At 59.5% G+C, this 15,596-nt stretch carries 16 protein-coding genes; 15 read left to right on the forward strand and 1 reads right to left on the reverse strand.

Annotation, left to right across the window (positions count from 1 at the left end):
- The first annotated feature begins 17 nt into the window (after nt 1–17).
- From GSF67_RS04395 to GSF67_RS04450, 12 genes are all read left to right on the forward strand, one after another.
- The gene (locus GSF67_RS04395) at nt 18–455 is read left to right on the forward strand and encodes a DUF6163 family protein (RefSeq protein WP_006312832.1); all 438 of its coding nucleotides are present in this window, start codon (nt 18–20) and stop codon (nt 453–455) included.
- A gap of 234 nt (nt 456–689) precedes the next feature.
- Nucleotides 690–1,199 (forward strand): transcriptional regulator LdtR, encoded by a 510-nt coding sequence (gene ldtR / locus GSF67_RS04400; RefSeq protein ID WP_169539083.1) that lies wholly within the window; start codon nt 690–692, stop codon nt 1,197–1,199.
- Nucleotides 1,200–1,572: 373 nt separating this feature from the next.
- Entirely contained in the window at nt 1,573–2,904 is a 1,332-nt protein-coding gene (locus GSF67_RS04405) for a murein L,D-transpeptidase (protein WP_006312830.1), read from the forward strand.
- Nucleotides 2,905–3,258: 354 nt separating this feature from the next.
- Nucleotides 3,259–4,548 carry a serine hydroxymethyltransferase gene (gene glyA, locus GSF67_RS04410; RefSeq protein WP_006312829.1) on the forward strand — a complete coding sequence of 430 codons (1,290 nt, stop codon included), beginning with the start codon at nt 3,259–3,261 and terminating at the stop codon, nt 4,546–4,548.
- Between the two features lie 12 nt (nt 4,549–4,560).
- Complete coding sequence (nrdR, locus tag GSF67_RS04415; protein ID WP_006312828.1) at nt 4,561–5,040, forward strand: transcriptional regulator NrdR; 480 nt, start codon at nt 4,561–4,563, stop codon at nt 5,038–5,040.
- Between the two features lie 2 nt (nt 5,041–5,042).
- The gene (gene ribD / locus GSF67_RS04420; protein ID WP_006312827.1) at nt 5,043–6,179 is read left to right on the forward strand and encodes a bifunctional diaminohydroxyphosphoribosylaminopyrimidine deaminase/5-amino-6-(5-phosphoribosylamino)uracil reductase RibD; all 1,137 of its coding nucleotides are present in this window, start codon (nt 5,043–5,045) and stop codon (nt 6,177–6,179) included.
- Nucleotides 6,179–6,790, forward strand: coding sequence for a riboflavin synthase (locus GSF67_RS04425; protein WP_006312826.1), 612 nt, complete (start codon nt 6,179–6,181; stop codon nt 6,788–6,790). Before ribD ends, GSF67_RS04425 begins: the two co-directional genes overlap by 1 nt.
- A 293-nt stretch (nt 6,791–7,083) precedes the next feature.
- Nucleotides 7,084–7,716 carry a LysE family translocator gene (locus tag GSF67_RS04430; RefSeq protein ID WP_006312825.1) on the forward strand — a complete coding sequence of 211 codons (633 nt, stop codon included), beginning with the start codon at nt 7,084–7,086 and terminating at the stop codon, nt 7,714–7,716.
- 176 nt (nt 7,717–7,892) lie between these two features.
- On the forward strand, nt 7,893–8,339 hold the full coding sequence (locus GSF67_RS04435) for a 6,7-dimethyl-8-ribityllumazine synthase (RefSeq protein ID WP_006312824.1): 447 nt from the start codon (nt 7,893–7,895) through the stop codon (nt 8,337–8,339).
- Between the two features lie 4 nt (nt 8,340–8,343).
- Nucleotides 8,344–8,841 (forward strand): transcription antitermination factor NusB, encoded by a 498-nt coding sequence (nusB, locus tag GSF67_RS04440; RefSeq protein ID WP_010971444.1) that lies wholly within the window; start codon nt 8,344–8,346, stop codon nt 8,839–8,841.
- Between the two features lie 21 nt (nt 8,842–8,862).
- The gene (locus GSF67_RS04445; RefSeq protein ID WP_006312822.1) at nt 8,863–10,086 is read left to right on the forward strand and encodes an MFS transporter; all 1,224 of its coding nucleotides are present in this window, start codon (nt 8,863–8,865) and stop codon (nt 10,084–10,086) included.
- Between the two features lie 219 nt (nt 10,087–10,305).
- A complete protein-coding gene (locus GSF67_RS04450; protein ID WP_006312821.1) occupies nt 10,306–12,444 on the forward strand; it encodes a sodium-translocating pyrophosphatase in 2,139 nt (712 codons plus the stop codon).
- 74 nt (nt 12,445–12,518) lie between these two features.
- Here the strand turns inward: GSF67_RS04450 and GSF67_RS04455 are convergent, their stop codons facing one another.
- Complete coding sequence (locus GSF67_RS04455; RefSeq protein ID WP_006312820.1) at nt 12,519–13,052, reverse strand: outer membrane protein assembly factor BamE; 534 nt, start codon at nt 13,050–13,052, stop codon at nt 12,519–12,521.
- Between the two features lie 271 nt (nt 13,053–13,323).
- Between GSF67_RS04455 and GSF67_RS04460 the strand changes: the two genes are divergently transcribed.
- The 3 genes from GSF67_RS04460 (at nt 13,324) to plsX (ending at nt 15,596) form a co-directional block, all read left to right on the forward strand.
- The gene (locus tag GSF67_RS04460; protein WP_006312818.1) at nt 13,324–13,860 is read left to right on the forward strand and encodes a ubiquinol-cytochrome C chaperone family protein; all 537 of its coding nucleotides are present in this window, start codon (nt 13,324–13,326) and stop codon (nt 13,858–13,860) included.
- 11 nt (nt 13,861–13,871) lie between these two features.
- Nucleotides 13,872–14,435 carry a DUF177 domain-containing protein gene (locus tag GSF67_RS04465; protein WP_035215262.1) on the forward strand — a complete coding sequence of 188 codons (564 nt, stop codon included), beginning with the start codon at nt 13,872–13,874 and terminating at the stop codon, nt 14,433–14,435.
- Between the two features lie 99 nt (nt 14,436–14,534).
- A complete protein-coding gene (plsX, locus tag GSF67_RS04470) occupies nt 14,535–15,596 on the forward strand; it encodes a phosphate acyltransferase PlsX (protein ID WP_006312806.1) in 1,062 nt (353 codons plus the stop codon).

Raw genomic sequence — 15,596 nt, forward strand, 5'->3', positions numbered from 1 at the left:
GACCTTATCTTCCGGCCATGGAACCTGATTCTCAACCTCTGCCGAAACGCCCGCTGACGGAAATCCTGTTTCTGGTCTTCATGAGACTGGTTGCGGTTTCCTGTTTCTGGTTCGGCCTGCAATATTGGGCGATGCTGACCGGCTATTCGCTTGGCGGTCACGGGCGCTTCGATATGCTGAACCTGCCCTGGCGAGTAGCGGGCAGCGCGCTGGCGGTTATTTTCCCGGTGGCAGCTCTCGGCCTGTGGCTCGGTGCCTCCTGGGGGGCGGTCATGTGGGTCATGGGCGCCGGCACGCAGATCGCCATGTATAAGGTATGGCCGCATATCTTCGGTGCCAACACGTTGGTGCCCGTCATGCACGGTCTCGTGGCAACCATTTATATACTATTCCTGGTCGCTTTCTGGCTGGATCACCGCCAAAATGAAGAGCGCGCAAGAATTGATTTACCATAAGAATAAAGCAATTCGGCCTGTTTTCAGGCCGATTTTTCCGCTTAAGTCATTGATTTATAATGTACTGGCTCTGAGCATTCCCGCTTCGCCACAAGTTCGGCGCCTTTGGGAAAATGCAGGTAACCATTTGTTAATCGTAGCTTTTAAGTAGAATTTTATGCGCATTGATTAGGTTCTCACTCAAGGCGGGAGACAAACAAACACACCGCCAAACAAAACAGTGAGGCAGTCATGATCAATAGCAAAGTTAAGCCGCAGGCCGTTGTTGCCGACGCACACGAAGATACCATCCGTTCGCTCTACATGGAGTCGCTGCACCTGGTGGAACGCCTCCACCGCCGCCTCCTCGACGTCATCAAGGACGAGTTCGACCGTCAGGGTCGCGATGACGTTAACGCCGTTCAGGCACTCCTGCTGTTCAACATCGGTAACTCCGAACTGACGGCCGGCGAACTTCGTTCCCGCGGTTATTACCTCGGCTCGAACGTCTCCTATAACGTCAAGAAGCTGGTCGACCTCGGTCTCATCAACCACCAGCGTTCGCGTGTCGACCGCCGCTCGGTCCGCATCAGCCTGACCGAAGAGGGCCAGGCCATCGCCGAAACGGTTGCCCGCCTTTATGAACGCCACGTCGGCTCGATCGAAAAGGTCGGCGGCATCGGCACCGGCGAATTTTCCGAAATGAACAAGCTGCTGCAGCGCCTCGATCGTTTCTGGAACGACTCGATCGCTTACCGCCTGTAATTCTGCGACGGTTTCACTGTTTAAGCCGGGGGCATCCTTTGCTCCCGGCTTGCGGATTCCGCGCCGTGCCGCCACGCTTTTTTGCCTGTCAAGCCCGACCGCCCGCCAGGCATTCGCCCTGTTTTTCAGGGGAACACAGCTTCGTGAGAAGAGGGCAGTGACACGAATCGGCCATATTGATATGGGACGCGCAAGTCTAAGGAGCCGGCTGTTTCTCCTGTTGTTGCGGCAAGTTGTCGACTGTACTGCCAGACATCAGCGCCCTGACTATGCGTATCGGGTATTACCGGCCGGCAGACACGTTGTACGTGTTTGTTAATCATATTGATTTAGGCATTGTTCAGAATGCCGAAGAGAGTGGCTGGTAGGTAGAATGACAAAGAAATCCGTTTCCGATTCCGTATCGCGCCGTGCGCTTCTGCGTTCGGCCGTTTCCGTTGGTGTTGCAGCACTTGCCGCGCCGGCCTTGGCGCAGAACGCGCTCAACGATCTCATGGGCTCTTCGCGCCGCGGCAACTGGGATGACCAGTTCGACGCCAATACCTCGCGTTCGGCGGTGGGTGTCGTTTCCAACAACCCGGTACTCGGACGGGAAGCGCCTGTCTACATGCAGCAGGCGATCATGCAATATCAGCAGATCGTGCAGAATGGTGGCTGGCCGGACGTACCCACTTCCCAGCAGCGTCTCCAGATCGGCGTTTCCGACCCTTCCGTGCAGGCGCTGCGTCAGCGACTGATGGTATCGGGCGACCTGCCGCGTGAAGCCGGCATTTCCAGCGCCTTCGATTCCTATGTCGATGGCGCTCTGAAGCGTTTCCAGGCGCGTCACGGCCTTCCGGCTGACGGCGTCAGCGGCGAATACACCACCAAGGCGCTCAATGTTTCCGCGCAGATCCGTCTGGCGCAGTTGCAGACCAACCTCGTGCGCATCCAGTCCATGTCGGGCGATCTCGGCCAACGTCACATGATGGTGAATATCCCGGCCGCTGCCATCGAAGCCGTTGAAAATGAACGTGTCGTGCTGCGCAATACCGCCGTTGTCGGCCGCGCCAGCCGCCCGACCCACGTCATCAACTCCAAGGTTTACGAGGTCATCCTCAATCCTTACTGGACTGCGCCGCGTTCGATCGTCGAAAAGGACATCGTGCCGCTGATGCAGAAGGACCCGACCTATCTGGAGCGGAACAACATCCGCCTCATCGACGGCAAGGGACAGGAAGTCTCGCCGACCACGGTCGACTGGTTCGCGCCGAAGGCTCCGAACCTGATGTTCCGCCAGGACCCCGGCAAGATCAACGCCATGTCCTCGACGAAGATCAACTTCCACAATCCGAACAACGAATATATGCACGACACGCCGCAGCAGGGCCTGTTCAACAAGCTGATGCGCTTCGAGTCCTCCGGCTGCGTGCGTGTGCAGAACGTGCGCGACCTGACGTCCTGGCTGCTGCGTGACACGCCCGGCTGGTCGCGCCAGGAGATGGAACGCGTCATCGCATCGCGCGTCAACACGCCGATCAAGCTCGCGCAGGAAGTGCCTGTCTATTTCGTCTACATCACCGCATGGTCGGCGAAGGACGGCGTGGTTCAGTTCCGCGACGATATCTACGGCAAGGACGGCAATGCCGAACTGGCGCTCAACACCACTGCGGGCATGGAGCAGCCGGCAGGTGCGGTGGACGACGATCTGCTGCCGCGCAACTGATCGGGCTTTTTGCCGTCAGCTTGGAATTGTGGGCGAGGGGAGAGGTGATCGCTGGAAAGCCGGCCAGTCCCTCCGCCGTCATCCTCGGGCTTGTCCCGAGGATCTAATCACCTATCGTAAAATAGAAGCGTTGCAGATCCTCGGGACAAGCCCGAGGATGACGCGAGTGTGTGGCTTGGCCGCGCATCATCGAAGCGCCGCCTTTATTTTCCGTCGTATCCTGTTTTTCATAAAAACATCTGTCACTTTTCGCCGCAACGTCGCAGTTTGACGGGCAAATCTCGCTGGCCGTATTGCTCTTGTTCGGGCAGGGCGCTAAGACGCCATCGCATTACTGTTTCAGGAGCCTTCACCATGTCGAACACAGATGCTTTCTTCTCCCGTCCGCTTGCCGAAGTCGATCCGGATATTTTCGGCGCGATCGAGAAGGAACTGGGTCGCCAGCGCCACGAGATCGAACTGATCGCCTCGGAAAACATCGTTTCCCGCGCTGTGCTTGAAGCGCAGGGTTCGATCATGACCAACAAATATGCCGAGGGTTATCCGGGCAAGCGTTATTACGGCGGCTGCCAGTTCGTCGATATCGCTGAAGAGCTTGCCATCGAGCGCGCCAAGAAGCTGTTCGGCGTCAACTTCGCCAACGTCCAGCCGAACTCCGGTTCGCAGATGAACCAGGCCGTGTTCCTCGCGCTCCTGCAGCCGGGTGATACCTTCATGGGTCTCGATCTGAACTCGGGAGGCCACCTGACGCATGGTTCGCCGGTCAATATGTCCGGTAAATGGTTCAACGTCGTGTCCTACGGCGTGCGTGAAGGCGACAACCTGCTCGACATGGACGAAGTGGAGCGCAAGGCCAAGGAAACCCGGCCGAAGCTGATCCTTGCCGGCGGCACCGCCTATTCGCGCGTCTGGGACTGGAAGCGCTTCCGCGAGATCGCCGATGAAGTCGGCGCTTATCTCATGGTCGACATGGCCCACATCGCCGGTCTTGTTGCCGGTGGCCAGCATCCGTCGCCGTTCCCGCATTGCCATGTTGCCACCACCACCACGCACAAGTCTCTGCGCGGCCCGCGTGGCGGCATGATCCTCACCAATGACGAGGATCTGGCCAAGAAGTTCAACTCGGCCGTCTTCCCCGGCCTGCAGGGTGGCCCGCTGATGCATGTCATCGCCGCCAAGGCCGTTGCCTTCGGCGAAGCGCTGCAGCCGGAATTCAAGGACTATGCCGCGCAGGTCGTGAAGAACGCCAAGGCGCTGGCCGAAACCCTGATCGAAGGCGGTCTCGATGTCGTCTCCGGCGGCACCGACAACCACCTGATGCTGGTCGATCTTCGCAAGAAGAACGCCACCGGCAAGCGCGCGGAAGCAGCCCTTGGCCGCGCTTACATCACCTGCAACAAGAACGGCATTCCTTTCGACCCGGAAAAACCCTTCGTCACGTCGGGTGTCCGTCTCGGCACGCCGGCCGGCACGACGCGCGGTTTCAAGGAAGCGGAATTCCGCGAAATCGGCAAGCTGATCGTCGAGGTTCTCGACGGCCTGAAGGTTGCCAATTCGGATGAAGGTAATGCCTCCGTCGAGGCTGCCGTGCGCGAAAAGGTCGTCGGTTTGACCGACCGTTTCCCGATGTATCCGTACATGTAAGGAAAGAAAAAGATGCGCTGCCCATTTTGCGGTTCCGAAGACACACAGGTCAAGGACTCGCGTCCGGCGGAGGACAACACCTCCATCCGTCGGCGGCGCATCTGCCCGGATTGCGGCGGCCGCTTCACGACCTATGAGCGCGTGCAACTGCGCGAGCTGATGGTCATCAAGAAAAGCGGCCGCAAGCTGCCGTTTGACCGGGAAAAGCTGGTTCGCTCCTTCGAAATCGCGCTGCGCAAGCGCCCGGTCGATCGCGACCGGATCGAGCGGGCCGTTTCCGGCATTGCCCGCCGTCTGGAAAGTTCCGGCGAGACGGAAATTCCCTCGGAAGAAATCGGCCTTCAGGTTCTGGAGGCGCTGAAGAGTCTCGATGACGTGGCCTTCGTGCGCTACGCTTCGGTCTATCGCGATTTCAGCCATGCCGAGGATTTCGAAAACGTGATTGCCGAAATCAATGCCAAGATCGCCCGAGATACAGACGCCGGAGTGTAGCCGTGACGAGCCGTGCCGATGACGAAAAATTCATGGCCCGCGCCATCGAGGTTTCGCTTCGCCACCAGGGCCAGACGCTGACCAATCCCTCGGTTGGCTGTGTTCTCGTAAAAGACGGACAAATCATTGCCGAAGCGGTGACCGCCATCGGCGGCCGGCCGCACGCCGAACGCCAGGCGCTGGAAATCGCCGGAGAGGTGGCGCGTGGCGCGACTGCCTATGTAACGCTCGAACCCTGTTCCCATTGGGGCAAAACCCCGCCCTGCGCCAACGCGCTGGTCGAATACGGCGTGGCGCGGGTCGTGGTGGCGGTGGACGATCCGGATGAGCGTGTTTCCGGCCGTGGTTATACGATTTTACGCGATGCCGGTATTGTTGTGGAAACCGGCCTGCTGCGTGATGAGGGTAAGCGGGCGCTTGCAGGTTACCTCACACGCCAGATGAAAAAACGCCCGCATGTGATTCTGAAGCTTGCTGTTTCCGCTGATGGCATGATTGGCCGGGAAGGCGAGGGGCAGGTGGCGATTACCGGGGCGGAGTCGCGCCGTGTGGTGCATGAACTGCGGGCGCGCTGCGATGGCATTCTTGTCGGTATTCGTACCGCGATTGCGGATGATCCGGAACTGACGGTGCGCATTGCCGGCATGGAGCGCCGTTCGCCGGTGCGGATCGTGCTGGATCGGCAGTTTGAGTTGCCGCTGATGTCCAAATTGGTGCGGAGCGCGCGCGAGGTGCCGGTGATCGTTGCGGCGTTACCCCCCTCTGCCCTGCCGGGCATCTCCCCCCTTGAGGGGGAGATGCCCGGCAGGGCAGAGGGGGGTAACCGCGAATCAAAGCGCCAACTCCTGACCGACGCAGGCGTCCATATCCTCGAAGCATCAACCCTCGAAAACCTCCTCCACATCCTCGCCGAAAGCGGCATGTCGGAACTTCTGGTCGAAGGCGGCGCTTTTGCCGCAAAATCATTCCTTGAAGCCGGGCTGGTGGACCGTATCATGCTGTTCGAAAGCCCTGTCGTGATCGGCGAAGGCGGCATTGAAACGCCGCTGCGCCGTGCCGATATCACGGGCGACTATGCTCTTGTCAGCGAAACAGCCTATGGGCCGGATCGCTGCTTCGATTATGAAAGGCCGATTTGATGTTTACCGGAATTGTCACCGATGTCGGAACCGTATCCGAGCTGGAAGCACTGCCCGAGGGTGTTCGCCTGCGCGTGGCGACCAATTACGATCCGAAGACCATCGATATGGGCGCATCCATTTCCCATGGCGGCGTGTGCCTGACGGTGACGAAGCTGCCTGATGATGGCAGCAATGAACGCTGGTACGAGGTCGAGGCATGGGAAGAGGCGCTGCGCCTCACCACGATTGCAGGCTGGAGACAAGGCACGCATGTCAATCTGGAGCGGGCGCTCAAGATCGGCGACGAACTCGGCGGCCACATCGTCTCTGGCCATGTTGATGGCAGGGCGGAAATCCTGTCGGTTGAGCCGGAAGGCGAAGCGGTGCGCATCCGCCTGCGCGCGCCGGAGCATCTGGCGAAATTCGTTGCTCCCAAGGGCTCCGTGGCGCTCGACGGTACGTCGCTCACCGTCAATGCTGTTGAAGGCACCGATTTCGACGTGCTGCTGATCCGTCACACGCTTGCCGTCACCACCTGGGGCGAACGTCAGCCGGGTGATTTCGTTAATTTCGAGGTCGATACGATGGCCCGTTATGCCGCAAGGCTTGCGGAATTTCCGTCTGCGTAAACCGACAGGGACACGGCGGGTTATAATGCTCGCTGACGCCTCATCCACCCGTCATTCCGGCCCTGAGCCGGAATCCAGCCAGCCCCAGTCCTTGGGCTGAAAAGAGTCTTTTCGCCGCGCAGACGCTCATCGACTGGATACCGGCTCGAGGCCGGTATGGCGGAGGAGAATGATCGGCATCGACGCTGGCACACGTGCAATTGCTCCGCTTCCTGTCGAACCGGAAAGATTGTAAAGACGTCGTTCTATCGTTTGAAATCGACTGCCAGCGAACGGGGTAGGGGAAATACATCATGCCGTCTTTTGAACTGCTGACAGCCTTTTTCATCACCACCGCCCTGTTTGCCTACATTCCCGGCCCAGCCATGCTTTATGCGGCGGCGCAGACTATGGCGCGTGGCCGGTTTGCCGGGCTGATGGCGGTGCTCGGCATCCATGTCGGCTGCTATTTTCACATTTTCGCGGCGGCTGCGGGCCTCTCGGTATTGTTTCAGGCGGTGCCCTGGCTTTACCTTGCAGTGAAGCTCTGCGGCGCGCTTTATCTCATCTGGCTTGGGTTTTCGATGCTTCGCAGCAAGATGGAGGGCGAGGCGGTCAATCTGACCGTCGAGCCGAAATCGGCCCGCCGCGCCTTCATCGACAGCATCATCGTTGATGTGCTCAACCCGAAGACCGCGCTGTTCTTTCTGGCCTTCCTGCCGCAATTCGTCGATCCGGCGGCCGCCTTTCCCGTCTGGCTACAGTTCCTGATCCTCGGCATTGCCGTCAATTTCATCTTCTCCTCCGCCGATCTGGTCGGCGTGCTTCTGGCGGGCGCCATGGTCGGGCGTCTGAAACGGTCCAGCGCCGTGCAGGCTCTGGCCCGACATGCCGCCGGAACGGTGCTAATGGGGCTTGGTATCCATCTGGCTTTCCAGAAAAGCTGATTTTTCAGCCTTGCCGCACAGACATTAAGCCTTGCAGCAGCCCGTGCAAACGGGTCATGCTGCGCGGGCAATGCATGAAAATACTTGCCAAGAACGGCCAGCCGTGGTTTGACCGCCGCAAATGCCGGTATGATCCGGCGTAAAGCTTTTCGGGAAAATCCCCCAGGAACCCTCACATGTCCAAACCCCATCTTCTTATCGTGGAAGCACGTTTTTACGACGATATGGCGGATGCCCTTCTCGAAGGCGCGAAGTTCGCGCTTGAGGAAGCCGGCGCCACCTATGACGTCATCACCGTTCCCGGCGCGCTGGAAATCCCCGCCGCTATCGCCATGGCGCTCGATGGTGCAGACAATGACGGCACCGAATATGACGGTTTCGTTGCGCTCGGCATGGTCATTCGCGGCGAAACCTATCACTTCGATATCGTCTCCAACGAATCCTCCCGCGCCCTGATGGATCTCGCCGTCAGCGAATCGCTGCCGATCGGCAACGGCATCCTCACCGTCGAAAATGACGAGCAGGCCTGGGCGCGCGTGCGCCGCTCCGACAAGGACAAGGGCGGTTTTGCCGCCCGCGCGGCGCTCACCATGATCGAGCTGAAAAAGAAACTGGGTGGCTGAACGCATGTCGGATGTTGAAAACGGCGGCGAACCGCGCCAGCCTTCGGTAAAGCCCGCCAACCAGCGCGGTGCGGCCCGTCTTGCGGCCGTGCAGGCGCTGTACCAGATGGATGTCGGTGGAACCGGCGTGATGGAAGTCGTTGCCGAATATGAGGCGCACCGTCTCGGCCAGGAAGTCGATGGCGATACCTATCTGAAGGCCGATCCTTCATGGTTCCGTTCGATCGTCTCTGGCGTCGTGCGCGATCAGACGAAGATCGACCCGCTGGTACGCTCCGCCCTCCTGGAAGACTGGCCGCTCTCGCGTCTCGATGCCACCGTGCGCGCCATCCTGCGTGCCGGCACCTTCGAGATTCTCGAGCGCAAGGACGTGCCGGTTGCCGTCATCGTCACCGAATATGTCGAAATCGCTCGCGCTTTCTTCGAACATGACGAGCCCAAGCTGGTGAATGCGGTGCTTGACCGCATCGCCAAGCAGGTGCGCGGCGAGGCAAAACGCTGAAGTAAAACAGGTGAGGAAGAGATGAGCGCAGTTTCCGTCCCCGGACTAGAGGTTCAACTGGACGAGGCGAAGCGCAATGTCTTTCTCCTCACTATGGCGCAGGCGATCATGGGATCGGCCGCGCCCTTGAGCTTTTCGGTCGGTGCGCTCGCAGGGTATCAACTGCTCGGCGCCGACAAGTCACTGGCAACTGCGCCGCTTACCGGCTTCAATATCGGCGTGGCGCTTGGGGCCATCTGCGTTGCGGCGGCCTCACGATTCCTCGGCCGCAAGGCTGGGTTCATGGTCGGCGCGCTGATGTGCTCCATCGGTGGCGGCATCGCCGCGGTCGCGCTTTTCCGCTCCGATTTCTGGCTGTTTGCCGTCGGTCTACTGTTGATCGGCATTTCCGGCGGCTTCACGCAGAAAATCCGCTTTGCGGCGGCCGATGCATCGCCGTCCTTTTACAAGCCGAAGGCAATCTCGTGGATTCTGGCGGGCGGCATCATCTCCGCCATTGTCGGGCCGCAGCTTGCCATCTTCGGCAAGGACCTGCTTGCACCGGTCACCTTCGCCGGCGCGTTCATCGCACTGGTGCCGCTCGGTCTCGTCTCGATCGCCATTTTGTCATTTCTGAAATTGCCCGACCCGAAGACCGCGTCCACCCATGCTGAGGCGGTGAGGCCGCTTTCGGAAATCGTCCGCACCCAGCGTTTCGTCACCGGCATGATCTGCGGTATCGGCTCTTACGCCTTGATGACCTTCATGATGACCGGTGCACCGCTTGCCATGGTGGTCGGCTGCGGTTTCCCGACCGAACTCGCGACGCTCGGCATCCAGTGGCACGTTCTGGCCATGTTCGCCCCGAGCTTCTTCACCGGCATGTTGATTTCCCGATTCGGCGCGGAAAAAATCGTGGCGGCTGGCCTCATCGTGTTGATGGCCTGCGCCATCGTCGCGCATATGGGCATAGAACTGTGGAATTTCTGGGCAGCGCTCATCCTTCTCGGTCTCGGCTGGAATTTCGGTTTTATCGGCGCAACCGCCATCATCACGTCAAGCTACCGCCCGCATGAGGCGGACAAGGTGCAGGGTTTCCACGATATCGTGCTGTTCGGCACGGTGGCGTTGTCGTCCTTCTCGTCCGGCAAGGTGTTTACGGCATGGGGCTGGTCGGTGATGAACCTTGTCATCTGGCCGGTTGCGGGCCTTTGCCTGCTGCTCGTCCTGTCGCTTCTGCTGAGGCAGCGCAGGAACGTCGCGTAAGGTCGCGCTCGTTCTCTACCCCTTTCATGTTTCAGGCAAATTTGTGGGCTTGACGCCGCACCTTTCGCCAACGCAATCTTGCCGCGCAGGTCGTTTTTCCTTGGGAGGGGAAGAATTGGCCAAGACAGGACCCGGCGTGCGTTTCATCGCCTGGTCCTTGCACATGGTTCGCCACGCCGGGGAGGGAGTGAGACCCGGCCTTTTGGGAGGTAAGTGCGCATGACCGTAATACCCATAGTAATTTTATGCGGTGTCCTGTCCGTGGTTTACGCGGTATGGACCACCAAGAGTGTTCTCGATGCCGATCAGGGCAACGAGCGTATGCGTGAAATAGCAGGTTATATCCGTGAAGGCGCACAGGCTTATCTCACCCGTCAATATCTCACCATCGCCATCGTCGGACTGATCGTTGCCGTTCTCGCCTGGTATCTGCTGTCGGCCATCGCGGCCATCGGTTTCGTTATCGGCGCGGTATTGTCAGGCGTCGCCGGTTTCGTTGGCATGCATGTTTCCGTGCGCGCCAATCTGCGCACCGCGCAGGCCGCATCTCATAGCCTTGGAGCCGGCCTCGATATCGCCTTCAAGTCGGGCGCCATTACCGGCATGCTGGTTGCCGGCCTCGCACTGCTTGGCGTTTCAATCTATTATTTCGTTCTGACGTCCGTCCTTGGTCATCCGCCCGGATCACGCGCCGTTATCGACGCGCTGGTGTCGCTCGGTTTCGGCGCTTCGCTGATCTCCATCTTCGCCCGTCTCGGCGGCGGCATCTTCACCAAGGGTGCGGATGTCGGCGGCGATCTCGTCGGCAAGGTGGAAGCGGGCATTCCCGAGGATGATCCGCGCAACCCTGCTACCATTGCCGACAATGTCGGCGATAACGTCGGTGATTGCGCCGGCATGGCGGCAGACCTGTTCGAAACCTATGCCGTCTCCGTGGTCGCGACCATGGTTCTCGCCGCAATCTTTTTTGCCGGAACGCCGATTCTGGAAAGCGCCATGGTCTATCCGCTGGCGATCTGCGGCGCCTGCATCCTGACCTCGATTGCCGGTACCTTCTTCGTGAAACTCGGCACCAACAATTCCATCATGGGCGCTCTCTACAAGGGGCTCATCGCCACCGGCATCTTCTCCGTCGCCGGCCTTGCCGTGGCAACCTATGCCACGGTCGGCTGGGGAACGATCGGCACGGTTGCCGGCATGGAGATCACCGGCACCAACCTCTTCTTCTGCGGATTGGTTGGCCTTGTCGTGACGGCGCTGATCGTCGTCATCACCGAATATTATACCGGCACCAACAAGCGGCCGGTCAATTCCATCGCCCAGGCATCGGTTACCGGCCACGGCACCAACGTCATTCAGGGTCTTGCGGTCTCGCTGGAATCGACCGCGCTGCCGGCCATCGTCATCGTCGGCGGTATCATCGGCACCTACCAGCTCGGCGGCCTGTTCGGCACCGGCATCGCCGTGACCGCCATGCTCGGGCTGGCGGGCATGATCGTCGCGCTCGACGCCTTCGGCCCGGTCACGGATAATGCCGGTGGCATCGCCGAAATGGCGGGTCTCGATCCTGATGTGCGCAAGGCGACCGACGCGCTGGATGCCGTCGGCAACACCACCAAGGCGGTGACCAAGGGTTATGCCATCGGTTCGGCCGGTCTCGGCGCATTGGTGCTGTTTGCGGCCTATGCCAACGACCTGTCCTATTTCGCCGCCAATGGCGATACCTATCCTTACTTCAAGGATATCGGAGAAATCTCCTTCAGCCTCGCCAATCCTTACGTGGTTGCCGGTCTGCTGTTCGGCGGTCTCATCCCCTACCTCTTCGGCGGCATCGCCATGACGGCGGTGGGTAAGGCAGCAAGCGCCATCGTTGAGGAAGTCCGCCGCCAGTTCCGCGAAAAGCCCGGCATCATGGCCGGCACGGAAAAACCTGACTACGGCAGGGCCGTGGACCTGCTGACCAAGGCGGCAATCAGGGAAATGGTCATCCCGTCGCTTCTGCCGGTTCTGGCGCCGCTCGTGGTTTATTTCGGCGTGCTGCTTATCTCGGGCTCAAAGGCGTCGGCCTTTGCCGCGCTGGGTGCCTCCTTGCTGGGTGTCATCATCAACGGGCTGTTCGTGGCAATTTCCATGACGTCGGGTGGTGGCGCCTGGGACAACGCCAAGAAGAGCTTCGAAGATGGCTTCATCGACAAGGACGGCGTGCGCCACGTCAAGGGTTCCGAGGCGCACAAGGCATCGGTAACGGGCGACACGGTCGGCGATCCCTACAAGGATACCGCGGGTCCAGCCGTCAACCCGGCCATCAAGATCACCAATATCGTGGCGCTGCTGCTGCTGGCAGTTCTTGCCCACTGAAGGCTACGGTTCCAACAAATGAAAAGGCCCGGGGAGTGATCCCCGGGCCTTTGAACTTTCCGTTCCTGCTGCGGTCAGGGGGCGTTGTTGCCGCCCTGGCCGAGAATGCTCTTGGCGATATTGGCGCCCGAGGTGCCACCGGAGAGCAGCTGCTGCAGGAAGGTGAGATCCTTGCCGCCGGTCGGCGTGGTACGCGAAATCGAGTCGAAGACCTTGCCGTCCTGCAGCGTATAATTGGCCTTGCGCTCGATGACGCCGTCCTTGTTGAAATAGATCGCGAGAATGTTCTGCTCGACCAGCGACGGCTTCAGGAAGGCCGCGCGGCGCACGCGCTTCTGCGAGATGTAATAGAACACCTCGTTACCGAAAGTCGCGGTGGTGGAGGGCGTGCCCATGGTCAGGAGAACCTGCTCACGGCTCGAGCCTTCCGGGATCAGCTGCAGCGACTGATCGTCCATGACGTAACCATTGTGGAACACATCTGTCGTGCTGGTGCAGGCGGAAAGCAGGCCGGATGCGAGCACGATTGCGATGGCGGTTTTGCTCAGAATTTTGCCGTGACTTGCGGATTTCTGCTTGCTCAACTGCTTTTCCCCGACTGCGATCATGAATGGCACCTTCCGGCATTGCGTGGTGCACAGTGTCTGTGCACATGATTGTGTCAATCCGGGGACGGAAAATCCCGATCACCCCCCAAATTCAATGCTTTCCCGGCCTTTTGGAACTCCTCCGGTTCTCTTCGACTGTTTCAGCCAAAAGACGAACGTGACCGTGACAGCATTGCAATTCGTGGATGCTTCGGTAAACCAGCTTTAACGATCATGCAACAAGTGCGATGGGCGGTAAGCGCATTCACCCGTCCCCTTCGGAAAAAAAACGATGATATTCGGGCTGTTCAAGAAGAAAAACAACAACCGCGCCATAGTCGACCGGCAATATGCGACCTTGACGGCGGCTGCGCGCACGCCCGCCTTTTATCTCGATCTAGGTGTTCCCGATACCGTCATGGGCCGTTTCGAGATGCTCTCGGTCATCATGATTCTCTATTTCCGCCGCACCAAATCATCAGGTGTCAGCGGGCAGGAGATCGCCCAGGAGATCGTCGATGCCTTTTTCCAGGATATCGATCACTCCATCCGTGAATTGGGGATAGGTGATCAGGGCGTGCCGAAACGCATGAAGAAATTCGCCGGCATGTTCTATGGGCGGCTCGAATCCTATGCGGCTGCACTGGATGCATCCGACTGCGCCGCTCTTGCCGCAGCGCTCCGGCGCAATATATATCCGCAGGTAGACGACGAGGCTCCCGAGATGGAGGGGCTGGCGGGCTGGATGATGGAAACATCCGATGCCCTTGCCGCCCAGTCCGAAGAGACGATAGCAACCGGAAGCCTGACGCTGCCCCTGCCTATATGATGAGGTTCACGATGAACGCGCGACACGCCGCAAATGACGACCTGCCTTTTTCCTATCCCGTCAAGGTAGGCCATATTTCCGCCAATCCGGTCAGGATTGGTCTCGAAGCCAGTGCCGAGGAGCTGAAGGCGCTGGCGAAATTTTGGGATGTGGTCTCCGTCGAATATCTGAAGGCGGAGCTGCAGGTTACCCGCTGGAAGAGGGATGGCATCAAGATCAAGGGCGAGGTGCATGCGGCGGTCACTCAATCCTGCGTCGTCACGCTGGAACCGGTTTCCAGCAAGATCGACGAGACCGTGGAACATATTTTCGTGCCGGAAGGATCGAAGCTGGCGCGGATGGTGACGAATGAAGAAGGCGAGATCGTACTCGATCCCGATGGCCCTGACATTCCCGACCAGTTCACCGGCGACAGCATCGATGTCGGTGCCGTGGTTGCCGAATTTGCGGCCCTTGCCATCGACCCTTATCCGCGCAAGCCGGACGTGGAGTTTGCCGAAAAGGCTGAAAAAGAAATCGACGATGACAGGCCGCCATCGCCCTTTGCCGTGTTGAAAGATTGGAAAAAAGACTGAATGGCCAGCCGGGCTGAAATAATTTTATTGTAACAAGAGCCGGAAAAGGTATTTTCGCGCGAAATCCGCTTGATTGGCGGCAAGAAGGATAAGGGACGAGTGATCAGAATTGCAATTGACGTCATGGGTGGCGATTTCGGCCCAGATGTTGCCATACCCGGTGCCGCCAAGGCGCTTGAACGGCACAACGATGTAACTTTTCTGCTCTATGGGCAGAAGAGCAAATGCGACCCCATTCTGGCACAATATCCCGCCCTTCGGGAAAAGTCGGTCTTTCACGATTGTGAAGTTTCGGTCAGCATGGACGAAAAGCCGAGCCAGGCGCTTCGCCGTGGCCGCTATGTCTCCAGCATGTGGCGCGCCATCGAGGCGGTGAAACTCGGCGAGGCGGATGTTGCGGTTTCCGCCGGCAATACCGGCGCGTTGATGGCCATGGCGAAGTTCTGTTTGCGCACCATGGCGCGGGTGGAACGCCCGGCGATTGCCGGCATCTGGCCGACTCTGAAGGGCGAAAGCATCGTGTTGGATGTTGGCGCCACCATCGGTGCCGATTCCCAGCAGCTTCTCGATTTCGCCCTGATGGGCGGCGCCATGGCGCGCGCACTTTTCGATATCGACCGTCCGACCGTCGGCCTGCTCAATGTCGGCGTTGAGGAGGTCAAGGGTCAGGAAGAGGTGCGTGAGGCCGGACGCCTGATCCGCGAGGCCGATCTCGGCACCATCGATTATCGCGGTTTCGTCGAAGGCGACGATATCGGCAAGGGCACAGTGGATGTCGTGGTGACGGAAGGGTTCACCGGCAACATCGCGCTGAAAGCCGCCGAAGGTACGGCGCGCCAGATCACCACGCTTCTGCGTGAGGCGATCTCCCGCAGCTTCTTCGCCAAGATCGGTTATATTCTCGCAAAAAGCGCCTTTGATGTGCTCAGGGAAAAGATGGACCCGCGCAAGGTCAATGGCGGCGTCTTTCTCGGCCTGAACGGCATCGTCATCAAGAGCCACGGCGGCACGGATGCCATCGGTTTTGCCTCCGCCGTCGATGTCGGCTACGACATGGTCCACAACGGACTGACGGCAAAAATTGAAAATGATCTGAAAATTTACCACGCAAGACGGCTTCCGCCCCCGGCGCCCGAAGCTCTCGTGGCTGACGAGGAATAA

The sequence above is a fragment of the Agrobacterium sp. CGMCC 11546 genome (assembly GCF_013365515.1).
Lineage (GTDB): Bacteria > Pseudomonadota > Alphaproteobacteria > Rhizobiales > Rhizobiaceae > Agrobacterium > Agrobacterium fabrum.